Origin of the sequence: Enterobacter cloacae complex sp. SHL020 (assembly GCF_049236945.1) — a bacterium.
GTDB classification, from domain to species: Bacteria; Pseudomonadota; Gammaproteobacteria; order Enterobacterales; family Enterobacteriaceae; genus Enterobacter; species Enterobacter dykesii.
The window spans coordinates 134,165-153,232 of sequence record NZ_JBMKJF010000004.1; the positions used below are offsets into that span (position 1 = coordinate 134,165).

At 58.6% G+C, this 19,068-nt stretch carries 14 protein-coding genes; 8 read left to right on the top strand and 6 right to left on the bottom strand.

The genetic code is table 11. From position 1 onward, the window contains the following. Positions 1 to 5: 5 nt before the first annotated feature. The gene (gene acrD, locus ACOTZB_RS12190) at positions 6 to 3,119 is read right to left on the bottom strand and encodes a multidrug efflux RND transporter permease AcrD (protein ID WP_421627240.1); all 3,114 of its coding nucleotides are present in this window, start codon (positions 3,117 to 3,119) and stop codon (positions 6 to 8) included. Between the two features lie 142 nt (positions 3,120 to 3,261). Next, positions 3,262 to 4,956: a nitrate/nitrite two-component system sensor histidine kinase NarQ gene (narQ, locus tag ACOTZB_RS12195; protein WP_421627241.1), complete on the bottom strand. Its 1,695-nt coding sequence runs from the start codon at positions 4,954 to 4,956 to the stop codon at positions 3,262 to 3,264. 152 nt (positions 4,957 to 5,108) lie between these two features. Here narQ and aegA point away from each other — a divergent pair, with 152 nt between their 5' ends. From aegA to ACOTZB_RS12210, 3 genes are all read left to right on the top strand, one after another. Further along, entirely contained in the window at positions 5,109 to 7,085 is a 1,977-nt protein-coding gene (aegA, locus tag ACOTZB_RS12200; protein ID WP_421627242.1) for a formate-dependent uric acid utilization protein AegA, read from the top strand. Between the two features lie 66 nt (positions 7,086 to 7,151). After that, positions 7,152 to 7,745, top strand: coding sequence for a GDP-mannose pyrophosphatase NudK (gene nudK / locus ACOTZB_RS12205; protein ID WP_182071346.1), 594 nt, complete (start codon positions 7,152 to 7,154; stop codon positions 7,743 to 7,745). 101 nt (positions 7,746 to 7,846) lie between these two features. Then, positions 7,847 to 8,890, top strand: coding sequence for a DUF1176 domain-containing protein (locus ACOTZB_RS12210; RefSeq protein ID WP_421627243.1), 1,044 nt, complete (start codon positions 7,847 to 7,849; stop codon positions 8,888 to 8,890). Positions 8,891 to 8,894: 4 nt separating this feature from the next. Here ACOTZB_RS12210 and tkt read toward each other — a convergent pair whose 3' ends face one another. Together tkt and tal are read right to left on the bottom strand one after the other, a co-directional pair. Further along, a complete protein-coding gene (gene tkt / locus ACOTZB_RS12215; RefSeq protein WP_421627244.1) occupies positions 8,895 to 10,883 on the bottom strand; it encodes a transketolase in 1,989 nt (662 codons plus the stop codon). 19 nt (positions 10,884 to 10,902) lie between these two features. After that, on the bottom strand, positions 10,903 to 11,853 hold the full coding sequence (tal, locus tag ACOTZB_RS12220; protein WP_047652638.1) for a transaldolase: 951 nt from the start codon (positions 11,851 to 11,853) through the stop codon (positions 10,903 to 10,905). Between the two features lie 246 nt (positions 11,854 to 12,099). Between tal and maeB the strand changes: the two genes are divergently transcribed. Continuing rightward, positions 12,100 to 14,379 carry an NADP-dependent oxaloacetate-decarboxylating malate dehydrogenase gene (gene maeB / locus ACOTZB_RS12225; RefSeq protein ID WP_126329918.1) on the top strand — a complete coding sequence of 760 codons (2,280 nt, stop codon included), beginning with the start codon at positions 12,100 to 12,102 and terminating at the stop codon, positions 14,377 to 14,379. A gap of 40 nt (positions 14,380 to 14,419) precedes the next feature. Here maeB and hemF read toward each other — a convergent pair whose 3' ends face one another. Then, positions 14,420 to 15,319, bottom strand: coding sequence for an oxygen-dependent coproporphyrinogen oxidase (gene hemF / locus ACOTZB_RS12230; protein WP_421627245.1), 900 nt, complete (start codon positions 15,317 to 15,319; stop codon positions 14,420 to 14,422). Then, complete coding sequence (amiA, locus tag ACOTZB_RS12235) at positions 15,319 to 16,194, bottom strand: N-acetylmuramoyl-L-alanine amidase AmiA (protein ID WP_047652635.1); 876 nt, start codon at positions 16,192 to 16,194, stop codon at positions 15,319 to 15,321. Before amiA ends, hemF begins: the two co-directional genes overlap by 1 nt. Positions 16,195 to 16,406: 212 nt before the next feature. Between amiA and ACOTZB_RS12240 the strand changes: the two genes are divergently transcribed. The 4 genes from ACOTZB_RS12240 to ACOTZB_RS12255 all read left to right on the top strand — a co-directional run bounded on the left by ACOTZB_RS12240 (position 16,407) and on the right by ACOTZB_RS12255 (position 18,899). Beyond that, positions 16,407 to 16,832: a GNAT family acetyltransferase gene (locus ACOTZB_RS12240; RefSeq protein ID WP_421627246.1), complete on the top strand. Its 426-nt coding sequence runs from the start codon at positions 16,407 to 16,409 to the stop codon at positions 16,830 to 16,832. Continuing rightward, positions 16,819 to 17,268 carry a DUF2919 domain-containing protein gene (locus ACOTZB_RS12245; RefSeq protein ID WP_421627247.1) on the top strand — a complete coding sequence of 150 codons (450 nt, stop codon included), beginning with the start codon at positions 16,819 to 16,821 and terminating at the stop codon, positions 17,266 to 17,268. Before ACOTZB_RS12240 ends, ACOTZB_RS12245 begins: the two co-directional genes overlap by 14 nt. Before the next feature lie 63 nt (positions 17,269 to 17,331). After that, entirely contained in the window at positions 17,332 to 17,907 is a 576-nt protein-coding gene (locus ACOTZB_RS12250; RefSeq protein ID WP_193805945.1) for an RpoE-regulated lipoprotein, read from the top strand. A 92-nt stretch (positions 17,908 to 17,999) separates the two neighbouring features. After that, entirely contained in the window at positions 18,000 to 18,899 is a 900-nt protein-coding gene (locus ACOTZB_RS12255; protein ID WP_193805947.1) for a Dyp-type peroxidase, read from the top strand. Positions 18,900 to 19,068 lie beyond the last annotated feature (169 nt).

A 19,068-nucleotide genomic window follows, 5' to 3' on the forward strand; every position in this document is an offset into this window, starting at 1 on the left:
ATCACTTACTCAGCCCGTTCCTTTAGCGGGAAGCGGCGACGCACCAGCACAAAGAACAGCGGAACGAAGTAAATGGCCAGAATGGTGGCCGAAATCATGCCGCCCATGACCCCTGTGCCGACGGCATGCTGGCTGCTGGAGCCTGCGCCCGTACTGGTTGCCATCGGCAGCACACCAAAAATAAACGCCAGCGACGTCATCAGGATCGGACGCAGGCGCTGACGGCAGGCGTGCAGCGTGGCGGCCATCAGTTCATGGCCTTTAGCATTCATCTCGTTGGCAAACTCAACGATCAGAATGGCGTTTTTCGCCGATAGCCCAATGACGGTGAGCAGGCCCACCTGGAAGTAAACATCGTTCTCGAGGCCGCGCATCCAGGTCGCGAGCAGCGCACCGATAACCCCAAGGGGCACGACCAGCATGACCGAGAACGGGACCGACCAGCTCTCATACAGTGCTGCAAGGCAGAGGAAGACCACCAGCAGCGAGAGCGCGTAAAGGGCCGGGGCCTGCGCCCCGGAGAGACGCTCCTGGTAGGACATTGCCGTCCACTCCAGACCAAAACCGGCGGGCAGCTGTTGAACCAGTTTTTCCATGGTGTCCATGGCGGTACCGGTGCTGACGCCCGGCGCGGCTTCCCCGACGATTTCAACCGCAGAATAGCCGTTATAGCGCTCCAGGCGTGGCGATCCGCTCTCCCAGTGCGATGTCGCAAAGGCAGAGAACGGCACCATGCCGCCAGCGTTATTCCTGACAAACCAGCGGTTAATATCATCCGGCAGCATGCGGAACGGCGCGGCGGACTGGACATACACTTTTTTCACGCGGCCGCGATCCATAAAGTCATTCACATAGCTCGAGCCCCACGCCGTTTGCAGGGTGTCGTTGATATCGTTGATCGAGACGCCCAGCGCCTGCGCCTTACGCTGATCGATATCCACCTGAAGCTGCGGGCTGTCATCCAGACCGTTATGGCGAACGCGGGTCAGGCCGGGATCGTTGCCTGCCAGCGCTAACAGCTTATCGCGTGCCGCCATCAGCGCCGTGTGGCCCGCGCCGGCGTGATCCTGGAGCTCCATATCAAACCCGGCGGAACTGCCCAGCCCGCTTATCGCCGGCGGGCTGCTGGCGAAGACGCGCGCCTCTTTAATATGCGCAAAGGCTTTGGTCGCACGCTCAATGATGGCAAATGACGTTCCCGTTCGGGTATCGCGCTCGTCCCAGTCCTTCAGGCGGACAAACATGCGGGCGACGTTCTGCCCGTTTCCGCCCGGCCCGGAGCCGACGGTAGAGAAGACCGACACAACGTTATCTTTCTCTTTAGTAAAGAAATACTGCTCCACTTTCTGGACCACTTTCAGCGTCTGCTGCTGCGTTGCGCCGCTCGGGAGCTGCACCGAGGTGGTGAACATGCCCCGGTCTTCCATCGGCAGGAACGAGGTGGGGAGATGCATAAACAGCCAGACCATGCCGCCCAGCAGCACAACGTAAATCATCATCCAGCGCAGGCTGCGATGGAGCACGCCACCGACGGCAGATTCATACCGCGCGGCATTGCGGTTGAACATCCGGTTAAACCAGCCGAAGAACCCTTTTTGCCCGTGATGCTCCCCTTTGTGCAGCGGTTTCAGAATAGTGGCGCACAGCGCGGGGGTGAGGATCAGCGCCACCAGCACGGAGAGCACCATCGCCGAGACGATGGTTATTGAGAACTGGCGGTAAATCGCCCCGGTTGTGCCGCCAAAAAAGGCCATCGGGATAAAGACCGCCGACAGCACCATCGCAATACCGACCAGCGCCCCCTGAATTTGCCCCATGGACTTGCGCGTCGCCTGGCGCGGCGAGAGTCCTTCTTCGCTCATGATGCGCTCGACGTTTTCAACCACCACGATGGCATCATCCACCAGAAGGCCAATCGCCAGCACCATCGCAAACATCGTCAGGGTATTAATGCTGTACCCGAACGCGTAAAGCACCGCAAAGGTCCCCAGCAGCACCACCGGGACGGCAATGGTTGGGATCAGGGTCGCGCGGAAGTTTTGCAGGAACAGGTACATCACCAGGAATACCAGCGCGATGGCTTCCAGCAGGGTCTTCACCACGTCCTCGATCGACGCTTTAACGAAGGAGGTGGTTTCATAGGCGACTTTGTACTCCAGCCCGTGCGGGAAATACTGTGAAAGCTCGTCCAGACGGTCTAACACCAGTTTCGCCGTCGCCATTTCGTTCGCGCCGGAGGCCAGTTTAATCCCCAGACCGGAGGCCTGATTGCCGTTAAAGCGGCTCAGGTAGTCATATTTTTCCGCCCCCATTTCCACAGTGGCGACATCGCCCAGACGCACTTCCGACCCGTCCTGATTCACGCGCAGGGTGATGTTGCGGAACTGGTCCGGCGTCTGCAGCAGGGATTGCGAATTAATGGTGGCGTTCAGGGCTTGCTTATCAACGGAAGGCGTTCCCCCCAGTTGCCCCACGGCAATCTGGGCGTTCTGGGCCTTTATGGCATCCGTCACGTCGGTTGCCGTCATCTGGTAGCTGTTGAGCTTGTTGGGATCGAGCCAGATGCGCATGGAGTATTGTGAGCCGTAGGCGTCGATATCCCCGACGCCGTTAATCCGGCTGATGGGATCCTGAATATTACTGGCGACGTAGTCCGCGATGTCCTGTTTATCCATCGAGCCATCGGTCGAGACAAACGCGATGGTCAAAATGTTTGTATCACCGGTTTTACGCACGGTCACGCCCTGATTCTGCACCGCCTGGGGCAGCTTGCGCATGGCCGACTGCAGCTGGTTTTGCACCTGCTGTACAGCTTCGTCCGGGTCGGTGCCCGCCTTAAAGCTCAGGGTAACCGTCGCCTGACCCGTGGCGCTACTTTGCGAGGACATGTACATCAGGTTATCCAGACCCGTCATGTTCTGCTCGATAACCTGCGTCACGGTGTTTTCCAGCGTTTGTGCGGAAGCGCCGGGGTAGTTTGCTGTTACGCGCACGTTAGGCGGTGCCAGATCGGGGTATTGCTCAACAGGAAGTGAAGTAATCGCCAGGACACCTGTAAGACACAACAGGATGGCAAGCACCCAGGCAAAAATGGGGCGATCGATGAAAAAATTCGCCATGAAAGAGTGACCTCGTTTTGCTGCACGTCATTATTGTTTATTGCCCGCATAACTTTAGCGGTAAGGCCCAGGTCAAACGTGGAGAAATAAAGGAGATAATGTAAATTATCATGCGCTTTTTCCTGCGCGTCCTCCTTTACCGTTATTTACCCGTTAGCGGCGCGGGCGCCGGGAACGTCACGCTGACCAGCGTGCCGCCGTTTTGCGGCTGCGAGAAGTGCAGCATCCCGCCGAGCCGTTGCGCGCGTTCGCGCATAATGTTCAGGCCGTAATGTCCCGGCGGCTCGCTGGCTTCGCCAATCCCGATGCCGTTGTCACGAATGCTGACGCTGTGCGTACCGTCCGGTGCGGTCACGCAGCTTACGGTGATCTCGCTGGCCTGCGCGTGCTTAATGGCGTTCAGCACGGCCTCACGCACGATCTGCAACAGATGCACCTGCTTTTGCGCGTCCAGCGCCAGCGAGGAGAGGCGGCAGTCAAGGTGCAGCTTCGCCTGCGTCTGGCTCTGCAGGACGTCGAGAGACTCCTGCAGCGCCGCGGGTAAGTTTGCGTGGTTCAGCGTCAGGCGGAAGGTGGTGAGCAGCTCGCGAAGCTGCTGCCAGGCATTGTTCAGCTCGCGGGAGAAGTCGGTGATGATGGTCTGCGCCGGGATATTTTCCTCGGGCACTGCGCGTTTGAGCAGCGCAAGCTGAATGCGCAGATATGACAGGACCTGCGCAAGCGAATCGTGCAGTTCGCGTGCAATGGTGGCGCGCTCTTCCATCAGCAGCAGCTGCTGGTAATGTTTTTGCGCCTGGTTAAAGTACAGCCCGCGCCCGAGCATGGTCGCCACGCTTCTCATCAGCGGAAGGGGAACGCTGTCCGTCTCGCTTTGCCAGCGCAGCTCGCCATAAAGGGTGTCCTGCATCAGTACCGGCAGGTGCTGCAGAGGAATGCCATGTGACTCCGTCCCTTCAGACAGCCGCCAGTCGTCGCTGGTGCGCAGTTCGAGATAATTCATCTGCGTATAGTCATGGACAATCTGCAGGATATGCCGAAAGCAGTGGCTGTCTATCTGGCCGGTATTCAGCGCCTGAGAGCATTTGAACAGCATGTCGAGCTGCTGGTGGGCTTCATGCAAATGCCGCGTCTTTTCCGCGACCGAGGCTTCGAGCGAACGGTAGAGCGTAGCCAGTTCGGCGGACATGTGGTTGAAGGCGCGGGAGAGTTGGCCCAGCTCGTTCGGCAGGGCGGTATCCGGCGCCGGGGTTGTAAATTCGCCACGCTCAACCCGTTCGCTGGCCGCCACCAGATTGTTAAGCGGCAACACCACCTGGCGACGGATGCGTCGCAGGGTAAACAGCGTTAGCAGCAGGATCCCGAGGGCGCCCGCCAGCGAGAGCAGGGTCACCGTCTGAATTTTATGTTCGGTGTAGTGCTGAAGGGCGAGCACAAAGGCATCAATGCGGCCGACAAAATCCTCAATGTGGGTTTGATACCACGCGCTGTCGCCGCGGGCGATGCGCGCATCCATTTCCAGCCACGCCACGTGCAGCTGCTGGTAGCGCGCTTTTACATCGTCCGGGACGTACCAGCGGTTCAGCTTCTGCAGGGCAGGCGCGTTCAGCGTCTGTTGCCAGCTGTCGCGATGCGCGGCAAGGGAAGGGCTGTTGCGCTGCATCTCGTAGCCCAGACGATAGCTCTGCATGCGCAGCGAACCCGCGATATTAATGGCTTCGGCGTCACGCTGGCTGCTGGCAAGCGTCAGCAGCGCGACGGTGCTGGTCAGCACGGATAAGGCAATTATCGAAAAGAAAGCCCAGGCAAGGCTTCCGGAAACGGGTCGTTTGACGGTCACAGAACGGCTCTCTGAATAAAATTGATCTGCTACAGGTTCACTGTAAATAATTCGGCATTCCGGGCAGTTGAACATTGCCCGATCGCGCCGTGATGCGTAAATACCATATTCATACAAAGAATAAGGTTATTGAACCAAAAACAGGTGTGGTTATGAATCGTTTTATTATGGCTAACAGCCAGCAGTGCATCGGGTGTCGCGCCTGCGAAGTGGCCTGCGTGATGGCGCACAACGATGAGCAGCACGTCCTGAGCGAGCGCCATTTTCATCCCCGTATTATGGTCCTGAAAACCGGCGAGAAGAGTAGCCCCGTCACCTGCCATCACTGTGAAAACGCGCCCTGCGCGCAAAGCTGTCCGAACGGCGCCATCAGCAAATGCGATGACAGCGTACAGGTGAATCAACAAAAATGCATCGGCTGTAAGGCCTGCGTGGTGGCCTGCCCGTTTGGCACGATGGAGATTATCGTCACCCCGCTCGACAGCGGCGGCGTGAAGGCCTCGGCGAATAAATGCGATCTCTGCCTGACGCGGCCACAAGGCCCGGCCTGTATCGAAAATTGCCCGGCAGATGTCCTCTCACTGGCGACGCCTGCTGTCCTTGATACTCTGGCGAAATCGCGCCGCCAGCGCACGGCCAGCCTGGAAGCGCAGCCCTGGCATGCGGAAGCTGTCAGAGAAGACGCTTCGCGCACCAAACTGCAGCAGATGCAAACAACCCCGCCACGCGGCGAGCCCGACAAGCTGGCTGCCGCCGCACGCGTGGGCCATTTTAACGAAATTTACCTGCCGTTCCGGGCCGAGCAGGCCGCCCGCGAGGCGTCGCGCTGCCTGAAGTGCGGCGAGCACAGCATTTGCGAATGGACCTGCCCGCTGCATAACCACATCCCGCAGTGGATCGAGCGCCTCAACGCGGGGGATATCGCCGGCGCGGTCGAGCTTTCTCATCAGACCAACTGTTTACCTGAAATTACCGGCCGCGTCTGTCCGCAGGATCGATTATGCGAAGGCGCCTGCACAATACGTGACGAGGTGGAATCTGTGACCATCGGTAACATCGAGCGCTATATCTCCGATCGGGCGCTGGCGATGGGCTGGCGGCCGGATATGTCCGCCGTCACGCCGTCAGGTAAAAGAGTCGCGATCGTCGGCGCGGGGCCCGCCGGGCTGGCGTGCGCCGACGTGCTGGCGCGCAGCGGCGCGAGCGTGACGGTCTATGACCGGCATCCGGAAATTGGCGGATTGCTGACCTTTGGCATCCCGGCATTTAAGCTGGACAAATCGCTGCTCGCGCGGCGCAGAGAGATATTTACCGCGATGGGGATCCGCTTCGAGCTGAACTGCGAGGTGGGCCAGGACGTGTCGATGTCTCAGTTAAAGAACGATTACGACGCCCTCTTTATTGGCGTGGGAACCTATCGCTCGATGAAGGCGGGTATCCCACATGAAGACGCGCCTGGGGTCTACGACGCGCTGCCTTTCCTGGTGGGTAACACGCGCCATGTTATGGGGCTGGGGTCGACGGCCAGCGAACCGTTCATCGACACCCGTGGTTTAAACGTGGTGGTGCTTGGCGGGGGCGATACCGCGATGGACTGCGTCCGCACCGCGTTACGCCACGGCGCGGCGAAGGTAACCTGCGCCTATCGTCGGGATGAGGCCAATATGCCGGGCTCGAAGAAAGAGGTGAAGAACGCCAGAGAAGAGGGCGCGGGGTTTGAATTTAACGTTCAGCCGGTCGAGCTGACGCTGGATCCCGACGGAAAGGTCAACGGTATCCGGATGCTGCGTACCGAGCTCGGAGAGCCGGACGCGCAGGGACGGCGTCGGCCCGTTCCGGTAGCGGGCAGCGAGTTCGTGATGGCCGCTGATGCGGTCATCATGGCGTTTGGTTTTAACCCGCACGCGATGCCGTGGCTTGAGGCGCAGGGTGTCGAAACGGATGACCGGGGGCGGATCGTTGCTTCGGTCGAGAGCCGCTACCGTTACCAGACGACCAACCCACAGATCTTCGCCGGGGGCGATGCGGTACGCGGCGCGGATCTGGTGGTGACCGCAATGGCGGAAGGGCGTCATGCGGCGCAGGGGATACTCGACTGGCTTGGGGTTAACGCGCCAAAACATCATTAATCCGGCGGGCGACAAAGCGGGATTCACGGCGTAGTATAGGACGACTCATTGTGTTGTGGAGCCCGTATGACCCTGAAAATTGACGTTATCAAAGACAAAATTCTCTCTGAAAACTACTTTGTCCTGCGTAACATCACCTATGACCTTACGCGTAACAACGGTGAGGTGATCCGCCACAAACGCGAGGTCTACGACCGCGGCAACGGGGCAACCATTCTGCTCTATAACCGTGAAAAGCAGAGCGTGGTGCTGATCCGTCAGTTCAGGGTGGCGACATGGGTTAATGGCAACCCTGACGGACGTCTGATTGAAACCTGCGCGGGCCTGCTCGATGATGATGAGCCGGAAGTTTGTATCCGCAAAGAGGCCGTGGAAGAGACCGGCTTCGAAGTGGGCGAGGTCAAAAAGGTCTTCGAGCTCTTTATGTCGCCGGGCGGCGTAACGGAAATTGTGCATTTCTTCATCGCGGAATACAGCGACGCGCAGCGCACTCACCGCGGCGGTGGCGTGGAGGATGAAGATATCGAAGTGCTGGAGCTTCCCTTTACCCGGGCGCTGGAGATGATGCGTTCAGGCGAAATCAGGGATGGTAAAGCGGTGATATTACTGCAGTATTTACAGACAACCGGGCTGATGAACACCACTTTCGAACGGATATAGCCTGTTTTTCGGGTATATCTGATAAATCCGATTGAGCAACCCCGGCGGGAACACGAAGATACTGCCCAGTTAAGCGTTTTCGTTCCGGGATTGTGTCATTCATGCGCTACAGCGTCTTTTTATTTTACCTGTTTTGTGTGCTCCTCGCGCCGCAGGTGCGGGCTGCACCTGCCCAGCAAGCCTTCTCCGACTGGCAGGTAACCTGCAATAACCAGAATTTTTGCCTCGCACGCAACACGGGTGAACACCGTGGTCTGGTCATGACGCTCACCCGTAGTGCCGGGGCGAAAACGGACGCCACGCTGCGTATCGATCTTGGCGGTCTTGATGCGCCCCCGGTCAAAGAGCCAGAGATTGCTACCCGGCTGCTGCTGGATAACGTTCCCCTGAAGCTGGACAAACAGCGCTGGCAGCTCACGCCCTGGCATCTGAAAACGGACGATGCGGCCACCATCACCGCCTTTCTGAAAAACATCCAGGAAGGGAAGGCCCTGACCCTGCGCGGCGGTAAGCAGGTTATTTCGCTGAGCGGTCTGAAAGCCGCGCTGCTGTTCATTGATGCGCAGCAAAAGCGCGTTGGTAGCGAAACAGCATGGATCAAGAAAGGTGACGATCCGCCGTTAAGCGTTCCGCCTGCTCCTGCCCTAAAAAAGGTGGCGGTCGTTAACCCGACCCCGACGCCGCTCTCCCACGCCGAACTGAACGACCTGCTGGACTATGGCACCGGGCGGATGAACACCAGCCAGTGCTCGCTGGATCCTAACCGTCGCGAAGTGCGCGTCACCGCGTTAACCGATGATAAAGCGCTGCTGATCGTCAGCTGCGAGGCGGGGGCCTATAACACGGTCGATCTGGCGTGGCTGGTATCGCGTAAAAAACCGTTCACCGCACGCAGCGTCAGGCTGCGCCTGCCGTTTACGCCGTCAGACGACGGGAGCGAAATGGAGTTGATGAATGCAAGCTTCGATGAAAAGACGCGCGAGCTGACAACGCTCGCGCTGGGGCGCGGTTTGGGCGATTGCGGAATACAGACGCGCTGGCGTTTTGACGGCCAGCGTTTCCGCCTGGTGCGTTACGCCGAGGAGCCCAGCTGCGACAACTGGAATGGGCCAGATGCCTGGCCCACGCTGTGGATCACGCGGTAAAGCACTACAGCACGCTCAGCGCCTTCTCAACCACGTTCTCAACGGTAAAGCCGAAGTACGGGAACAGCTTGTCGGCAGGGGCGGATTCACCGTAGCCCCGCATGCCGACAATCGCCCCTTTGAGCCCGACATATTTGTACCAGTAGTCGGCAATACCGGCTTCCACCGCCACGCGAGCCGCGACGCTGGACGGCAGGACCGATTCCCGGTACGCCTCGTCCTGGGCGTCAAAGATATCCGTGGAGGGCAGGGATACGACCCGAACCGCGTGTCCTTCGGCAGTCAGTTTCTCCGCCGCTTTCACCGTGATTTCCACCTCTGAACCGGTCGCAATCAGGATCACGTCCGGCTTGCCGCCGCTGTCCTTCAGGATGTAGCCGCCGCGGGCGATGTTCTTCACCTGCTCCGGGGTTCGCTCAATCTGCGCCAGGTTCTGGCGTGACAGAATCAGTGCCGTTGGGCCATTGTGGCGTTCTACCGCCAGCTTCCAGCCCACCGCCGCTTCGACCTGATCGCACGGACGCCAGGTGCTGAAGTTCGGCGTTAAGCGCAGGCTCGCCAGCTGTTCCACCGCCTGGTGCGTAGGCCCGTCTTCCCCCAGACCGATGGAGTCGTGGGTATAGACCATAATCTGCCGCGCCTTCATCAGCGCCGCCATGCGCGCCGCGTTACGGGCGTACTCGACGAACATCAGGAAGGTGGCGGTGTACGGCACAAACCCGCCGTGATGGGCGATGCCGTTGGCAATGGCGGTCATCCCGAACTCGCGCACGCCGTAGTGGATGTAGTTCCCGGCGATGTCCTCTTTCAGCGATTTTGAGCCCGACCAGATGGTCAGGTTGCTGGGCGCCAGATCCGCCGAGCCGCCGAGCAGTTCAGGCAGGAGAGGGCCGATTGCGTTCAGGGTATTTTGCGACGCCTTGCGGGTGGCGATTTTCGCCGGGTTGGACTGCAGGTTTTCAATCAGCGCCTGGGTTTTATCGTCCCAGTCCTCCGGCAGACCGCCGCTCATGCGGCGGGAAAACTCGGCGGCGAGATCCGGGTGCGCTTTTTTGTAGGCGGCAAACTTCTCGTTCCAGGACTGCTGGGCCTTTTCGCCCTCCTCACGGGCATCCCAGGCTCTGTAGATCTCTTTTGGGATCTCAAACGGTGGATGTTTCCACCCCAGCTTCTGCCGGGTCAGCGCCACTTCTTCCTCGCCCAGCGCCGCGCCGTGCGCCTCTTCTTTGCCCGCCTTGTTCGGCGAGCCGAAGCCGATCACCGTGCGGCAGATAATCAGGGACGGTTTATCCTTCACGCTCTGCGCTTCCTGAATCGCTTTTTTCACCGCTTCAGGGTCATGGCCGTCGATCTCATGCACCACGTGCCAGTGGTAGGCTTCGAAGCGTTTTGCCGTGTCGTCGGTAAACCAGCCTTCGGTTTCCCCGTCAATGGAGATGCCGTTGTGATCGTAAAACCCGATCAGCTTGCCGAGTCCCAGCGTGCCCGCCAGGGAGCAGACCTCGTGCGAGATCCCCTCCATCAGGCAGCCGTCACCCATAAACACGTAGGTGTAGTGGTCGACAATCTCGTGGTCCGGCTGGTTAAACTGCGCCGCCAGCGTGCGTTCGGCAATTGCCAGCCCGACCGCATTGGCCAGCCCCTGACCGAGCGGCCCGGTTGTCGTTTCCACGCCCGGCGTATAGCCGATCTCCGGGTGGCCCGGCGTTTTGGAGTGCAGCTGGCGGAAGTTTTTTAGCTCCTCAAGCGGCAGGTCGTAGCCGGAAAGATGCAGCAGGCTGTAGAGCAGCATCGATGCGTGACCGTTGGAAAGAATAAAGCGGTCGCGATCGTACCAGGTAGGGTCATTGGGGTTGTGCTTCAGAAAGTCGTTCCACAGCACTTCGGCAATATCAGCCATGCCCATCGGCGCGCCGGGGTGGCCGGAATTGGCTTTTTGCACGGCATCCATGCTGAGGGCGCGAATGGCATTGGCTAGCTCTTTACGGGACATAGTTCACTCCGTGGCAAGGTTAAAGTTTGGCGGCGAGAAGATCTTCAAGTTTGCGCTGGTCGACGGCGAACTGGCGGATGCCGTCCGCCAGTTTTTCAACGGCCATCGCGTCCTGATTGTGCTCCCAGCGGAACTCCGCTTCGGTCATGGCTTTCGGTTTCGGCAGAACGGTGGAGGTTGGCACCAGCTTGCGGATCACCGTTTCTTCTTTGTCCTGTAGCTCCTGGAGCAGGTTAGGGGAGATGGTCAGACGGTCGCAGCCTGCCAGGGCGAGGATCTGCTCGGTACGGCGGAAGCTGGCCCCCATGACGATGGTTTCGTAGCGGTGCTGTTTGTAGTAGTCGTAGATATTACGGACCGATTTCACGCCCGGATCCTCATCCACTACGTACGGATCCATCGGCTGTTTCGCCTGATACCAGTCGTAGATGCGCCCGACAAACGGCGAGACGAGGAACACGCCCGCTTCAGCGCAGGCGCGCGCCTGGGCAAACGAAAACAGCAGCGTCAGGTTGCAGTGAATGCCCTCTTTTTCCAGTACCTCCGCCGCGCGGATGCCTTCCCAGGTAGAGGCGAGTTTGATCAGAATGCGTGATTTATCGATCCCCTGTTCCTCGTAGAGTTCCACCAGGCGACGCGCCTTGTTTATGCTCTTTTCTTTATCGAACGAGAGGCGGGCGTCGACTTCGGTCGAGACGCGGCCCGGGATGCTTTTAAGAATTTCCGCACCAAAATTAACCGCCAGCTTGTCGCTGGCTTCGGCAACCTGCTGCTCCTGCGTTTTCCCGCGCTGTTTACCGTAGGCAATAGCGTCATCAATCAGATGACTAAAATGGGCAAGCCCTGCCGCTTTGAGCAGTAGCGAAGGGTTAGTGGTCGCGTCCTCCGGCTGATAGTGGCGAATCGACTCGATATCGCCGCTGTCTGCCACCACCGTAGTGAATTGTTTGATGCCGTCTAGCTGGTTCATAAATGATTACTCCTTGGAAATAAAAGAGTTAGATGAGTGCGTTAGTTCACACTTCTGAGAAAATCATGATGGACTTAACAAAAAAGCATAGCAGACGGGGGAGGCATTGCTTTTGAGACGGGTAACATGGCTGTTATAAATTGATAACAATTTTTAATGTGTGATGGTGAGAGTTTGGCAGCCTTCAAAGTTTATGCGCTGTCCTGCGGCGATACTATCTGACCGATACGTAAAAGGAATAACAAGATGGACGATCAGTTGAAACAGAGTGCCCTCGATTTTCACGAGTTCCCTGTCCCGGGCAAAATCCAGGTCTCCCCAACCAAGCCGCTGGCAACCCAGCGCGATCTGGCGCTGGCCTATTCGCCGGGCGTGGCTGCACCGTGTCTGGAAATAGAAAAAGACCCGCTGGCGGCCTACAAATACACCGCGCGCGGTAATCTTGTCGCCGTGATCTCTAACGGCACGGCGGTGCTGGGGCTGGGCAATATCGGCGCGCTGGCCGGTAAGCCGGTGATGGAAGGGAAGGGGGTACTGTTCAAGAAATTCGCCGGTATCGACGTGTTCGATATCGAGGTGGATGAACTCGATCCTGACAAATTCATCAACGTGGTGGCCGCGCTGGAGCCGACCTTTGGCGGGATCAACCTGGAAGACATCAAAGCGCCGGAATGTTTCTATATCGAGCAGAAGCTGCGCGAGCGTATGAACATTCCCGTGTTCCACGATGACCAGCACGGCACCGCGATTATCAGCACCGCCGCGATTCTTAACGGCCTGCGCGTGGTAGAGAAAAATCTCTCCGACGTGCGCATGGTGGTCTCCGGCGCGGGCGCGGCGGCGATTGCCTGTATGAACCTGCTGGTGGCGCTGGGTATGCAGAAACACAACATTGTGGTCTGCGACTCCAAAGGCGTTATCTATAAAGACCGCGAGCCGAACATGGCGGAAACCAAAGCGGCGTACGCGGTCGACGACGACGGTAAACGCACCCTGGACGACGTGATCGACGGCGCGGATATCTTCCTCGGCTGCTCCGGTCCGAAAGTGCTGACCCAGGAGATGGTGAAGAAGATGGCGCGTGCGCCAATGATCCTGGCCCTGGCGAACCCTGAGCCGGAAATCCTGCCGCCGCTGGCGAAAGCGGTGCGTGAAGACGCCATCATCTGTACCGGTCGTTCGGACTACCCGAACCAGGTCAACAACGTGCTCTGCTTCCCGTTCATCTTCCGCGGCGCGCTGGACGTTGGCGCAACGGCGATCAACGAAGAGATGAAGCTTGCCGCCGTTCACGCCATCGCGGAGTTGGCGCACGCCGAGCAGAGCGAAGTGGTTGCCTCTGCCTACGGCGATCAGGATCTGAGCTTCGGCCCGGACTACATCATTCCAAAACCGTTCGACCCGCGTCTGATTGTTAAAATTGCGCCAGCCGTTGCCAAAGCGGCGATGGACTCCGGCGTGGCGACGCGTCCGATTCACGATTTCGACGCTTACGTCGATAAGCTCACCGAGTTCGTCTATAAAACGAACCTCTTCATGAAGCCCATCTTCTCCCAGGCCCGCGCCGACGCGAAGCGCGTGGTGCTGGCGGAAGGGGAAGAGGCGCGCGTGCTGCACGCCACCCAGGAGCTGATCACCTTAGGCCTGGCGAAACCGATCCTGATTGGTCGTCCGAGCGTGATTGAAATGCGTATCCAGAAGCTGGGCCTGCAGATTAAGCCGGGCGTCGACTTCGAGATCGTTAACAACGAATCCGATCCGCGCTTCAAAGAGTACTGGAGCGAATACTACGCGATCATGAAGCGCCGGGGGATCACCCAGGAGCAGGCGCAGAAAGCGGTGATCAGCAACACGACGGTGATCGGCGCGATCATGGTGCATCGCGGCGAGGCGGACGCGCTGATCTGCGGCACAATCGGCGATTACCACGAGCACTTTAGCGTGGTGCAGGAGATCTTCGGCTATCGCGACGGCGTCCATACCGCCGGGGCGATGAACGCGCTGCTGCTGCCAAGCGGCAACACCTTTATTGCGGATACTTACGTTAACGACGATCCGACCCCGGACGAGCTGGCGGAAATCACGGTGATGGCCGCCGAGACCGTGCGTCGCTTTGGTATCGAGCCGAAGGTGGCGCTGCTGTCGCACTCTAACTTTGGTTCGTCTAAATCCGCGGCGGCCTGCAAAATGCGTCAGACGCTGGAGCTGGTGCGCGAGCGTGCGCCGGAGCTGATGATTGACGGGGAAATGCACGGCGATGCCGCGCTGGTGGAAAGCATCCGTAACGAACGTATGCCGGACAGCCCGCTGAAGGGATCGGCCAACATACTGATTATGCCAAACGTGGAAGCGGCGCGTATCAGCTACAACCTGCTGCGCGTCTCCAGCTCTGAAGGGGTGACCGTAGGGCCGGTACTGATGGGCGTGGCGAAACCGGTGCACGTGTTAACGCCGATTGCCTCTGTGCGTCGTATCGTGAATATGGTGGCGCTGGCGGTGGTTGAGGCGCAGACGCAGCCGCTGTAATTTTTACCCTCACCCTAACCCTCTCCCAAAGGGAGAGGGGCTACACCCAGTCCCGAACCTGAATAAACTCACGCAAGGCAGCCTCCGGGCTGCCTTCTTTTGGTTCGTAGCAGTACTCCCAGCGCACCAGCGGCGGCATCGACATCAGAATCGACTCCGTGCGCCCGCCGGTCTGCAGACCGAACAGCGTCCCGCGGTCCCACACCAGGTTGAACTCCACGTAGCGCCCGCGGCGGTAAAGCTGGAACTCGCGCTCGCGCACGCCGTAGTCGGTATTTTTACGACGCTCGACAATCGGCAGATAGGCGTCGGTATACCCTTCGCCCACCGCTCGCATAAAGCTGAATGCGGTATCAAAATCAGGGGTGTTGAGATCGTCAAAGAACAGCCCGCCGATGCCGCGCTGCTCGTCGCGGTGCTTCAGGTAAAAGTAGTCGTCGCACCACTTTTTGAATTTCGGGTAGACGTCTTCACCAAACGGCAGACAAAGGTCCCGCGCGGTGGTGTGCCAGTGCACGGCATCCTCTTCGAAGCCGTAGTAGGGCGTTAAATCGAAACCGCCACCGAACCACCAGACCGGGTCGGCGCCCGGTTTTTCCGCAATGAAAAAGCGCACGTTGGCGTGGCTGGTGGGCACGAACGGGTTGTGCGGGTGCACCACCAGCGAGACGCCCATCGCTTCGAAGCTGCGGCCCGCGAGTTCAGGACGATGTGCCGTCGCAGAGGTGGGCATGGCGTCGCCGTGAACGTGGGAAAAATTCACGCCCGCCTGTTCGAAGATGCCGCCGTTTCGCAGCACGCGGCTGCGCCCGCCGCCTCCGGCCTCGCGCTGCCAGGTATCTTCCTGAAATTCACCGCCGTCTGCGGCAGCCAGTTTCTGGCAGATCTCATCCTGCAGCTGCAGCAGGAAGGTTTTGACCAGTTGAGCATCGGGTTTCATCAACGTTTCCTGGAGTGCGCTTTTTGGTTATCGAACCAGTTGAAGTAACTGATAATGCCGGAGGCGATGGCGTTGGCGATCTTCTGACGAAACGCCGTGGTGCCGAGGAGCCGCTCCTCTTCCGGGTTGGTAATGAAGGAAGTTTCCACCAGCACGGACGGGATGGACGGTGATTTCAGCACCACGAACGCCGCCTGCTCGGTGCTTTTGCTGTGCAGGCGGTGCACCGGCTTAATCCGCTTGAGGATATGCGAGCCGAGCGTCAGGCTGTTTTTAATCGTATCCGTCTGCACGAGGTCGAACAGCACCTGCTGCAGCAGATGATCTTTGTCGGTGGCTTTCTTCCCGGCGACTTCATCCGCCCGGTTTTCGCGGTCGGAAAGGTATTTTGCCATGGCGCTACTGGCGCCACGGTTAGAGAGTGCAAACACCGAGGCACCGGCCGCAGAAGGGTTGGTAAAGCCGTCGGCGTGAATCGACATAAACAGATCCGCACCGTGCTGGTGGGCGATCTCAACGCGGTCATACAGCGGAATAAAGGTGTCGCCAGAGCGCGTCAGACGGGCGTCAATGCCGTTGCTGCGTAAAATTGCGCGCACGTTTTTTGCAATTGCCAGCACGACGTGTTTTTCTTTCGACCCGTTTTTGCCGATAGCGCCGGTATCAATACCGCCGTGGCCCGGGTCGAGCATTACCAGACGCTTCGCGCCCGGCTTTTTGGTTTTCGGTTTGCTGTGTCCGTTACTGGTTTTGAGCGTGCTCTCGTCTTTCGCCTGAGCCTGCTTTGCGATGCCCGTTAACGTTAAGGCCGCCAGCCCCGCTTTGAGAACCTGACGACGCGATGTGAGTGCTTTTAATGGTTTGAATGTGCTCATGCGGCCTGAATACTAAAAAATGGGGTCCTGGTGTTATATCGTATCGTGTTTCCCGTTACGACAGTCCATGTTGAGAATTGTTTTACTTTTCATTTCAATACGTGACAAAGTGACATTATGCCAAATTTTGGCGAGATTTTCCCCGGTTATTGGCGAAAGGCGAGCTTCGCGCCATAATCACTGTTTTTAAACCCGAAAAGGCGGTTAATACCATGGAGATACGCGTTTTTCGCCAGGAAGATTTCGAAGAGGTGATCACCCTTTGGGAGCGCTGCGATCTGCTGCGTCCGTGGAACGATCCGGAAATGGATATCGAACGTAAGGTGAATCACGACGTCAGTCTGTTTCTGGTCGCGGAAGTCAATGGCGCGGTTGTGGGAACGGTAATGGGCGGTTACGACGGCCACCGCGGCTCGGCCTATTATCTGGGCGTCCACCCGGAATACCGTGGCCGCGGCATCGCCAATGCGCTGCTGAACCGGCTCGAGAAGAAGCTGATCGCCCGCGGCTGCCCGAAAATCCAGATCATGGTGCGGGAAGATAACGACGTGGTGCTGGGCATGTATGAGCGTCTGGGCTACGAGCATTCCGACGTGCTGAGTTTAGGAAAGCGTCTGATCGAAGATGAAGAGTACTGAGATCCATCCGGCAGACTATGACGCGCAGGGCCGCGTCAGGCTGCCCTTTTTATTCTGGTGCGTTCTGCTGCTCCAGGCCCGAACCTGGGTGCTGTTTGTGATGGCCGCCGCGTCGCGCGGGCAGGGCGACACATTGCTGAATCTCTTTTATCCCGACCACGACGCCTTCTGGCTCGGTTTACTGCCGGGCGTACCGGCGGTGGTCGCTTTTTTGTGCAGCGGACGACGGCAGGCGATCCCCCGTTTTTGGCGCGCGCTTCGCTGGCTGCTGATCCTCGCCCAGATTGCGCTGCTCTTCTGGCAGCCGGTACTCTGGTGGTACGGTGAACCGCTGACGGGCACCGGCGTTGCGCTGGTGGTTGCCGATATCGTGGCGCTGCTGTGGCTGCTGACCAACCCACGTCTTCGCGCCTGTTTTGCTCATCAGGATGATTAATCCGGCACTTTTTGCCGATGTCGCACTCCAACAAGCGTTGATTTAACAAGAAAGGACGTTTCAATGAAATCGCTGCGTTTACTCTTATGCGCCCTCCCGCTGGCGTTGACCGGCTGTTCGACGCTCTCCTCCATTAACTGGTCCGCCGCGTATCCGTGGAACTGGTTTGGCTCATCAACGGAAGTGACCGAGCAGGGCGTGGGGAAAATTACCGCCGCGACGGCGCTGGATCAGGACGCCATTCAGGATGCGCTCAGCGGCGATTACCGCCTGCGCAGCGGCATGAAAACGGAGAATGGCAATATTGTTCGCTATTACGAAGCGCTGAAGGGCGACAAGCTGGCGCTGGTGATTAACGGTGACAAAGGCACCGTAAACCGTATCGCTGTGATGGATGAAGATATTCCGACGGCGAGCGGTGTGAAGGTGGGTACGCCGTTCAGCGACCTTTATAAGCAGGCCTTTGGCAACTGCGCCAGCCTGCCGTCTGACGACAAGGTCGCGGTGGAATGTAAGGCTGAGGGCAGCCAGCATATCAGCTATGTCTTCACCGGAACCTGGAGCGGCCCGGAAGGTCTGATGCCGTCCGACGACACGCTCAAGAGCTGGAAAGTGAGCAAAATACTCTGGAAGCAGTAATTTGCGCCTGAACAAACCGCCTCGCTGAAATCCGGGTATAATACCCGCCATCAATGCCACGCTGACGTGGCATCTTTATTTCAGGAGGAGCGATGTCTCAGGTTCAGAGTGGCATTTTGCCAGAACATTGCCGCGCGGCGATTTGGATTGAAGCCAATGTTAAAGGGGATGTGGATGCCCTGCGTGCGGCCAGTAAAGCGTTTGTTGATAAGCTGGCTACCTTCCAGGCCAAATTCCCGGAAGCTCACCTCGGCGCCGTTGTCGCCTTTGGCAATAACGTCTGGCGTCAGCTGAGCGGTGGTGAAGGGGCGGAAGAGCTGAAAGACTTCATCCCTTACGGCAAAGGTCTGGCTCCGGCAACCCAGTACGACGTGCTGATCCACATTCTCTCCCTGCGTCACGACGTGAACTTCTCCGTTGCCCAGGCGGCGGTAGCGGCCTTTGGCGACAGCATTGAGGTGCAGGAAGAGGTTCACGGTTTCCGCTGGGTGGAAGAGCGCGATCTGAGCGGCTTCGTCGACGGGACGGAAAACCCGGCGGGTGAAGAGGTTCGTCGCGACGTGGCGGTGATTAAAGACGGCGTGGACGCGGGCGGCAGCTACGTGTTCGTGCAGCGCTGGGAGCACAACCTCAAGCAGCTTAACCGCATGAGCGTGCACGATCAGGAGATGATGATTGGCCGCACTAAAGAAGCCAACGAAGAGATCGACGGCGACGATCGCCCTGTGACCTCTCACCTGACCCGCGTTGACCTCAAAGAGGACGGCAAAGGGCTGAAGATTGTCCGCCAGAGCCTGCCGTACGGTACCGCAAGCGGCACGCACGGCCTCTACTTCTGCGCCTACTGCGCGCGCCTGTATAACATTGAGCAGCAGCTGCTGAGCATGTTCGGCGATACCGACGGCAAGCGCGACGCCATGCTGCGCTTCACCAAACCGGTGACCGGCGGCTACTACTTCGCGCCGTCCGTTGAGCGTCTGCTGGGGCTGTAAAACCGCTCTCTATACGTAGGCCGGGTAAGCGTTAGCGCCACCCGGCAATTTTCTCCGCACCCTTATTCCCTTTTCTGCTTCTAAATCACCAAACGGTATATAAAACCGTTACTCCTTTCATCCCCGTTATAAATATTATGACTATAAGATAGTCATCACATTTATAAGG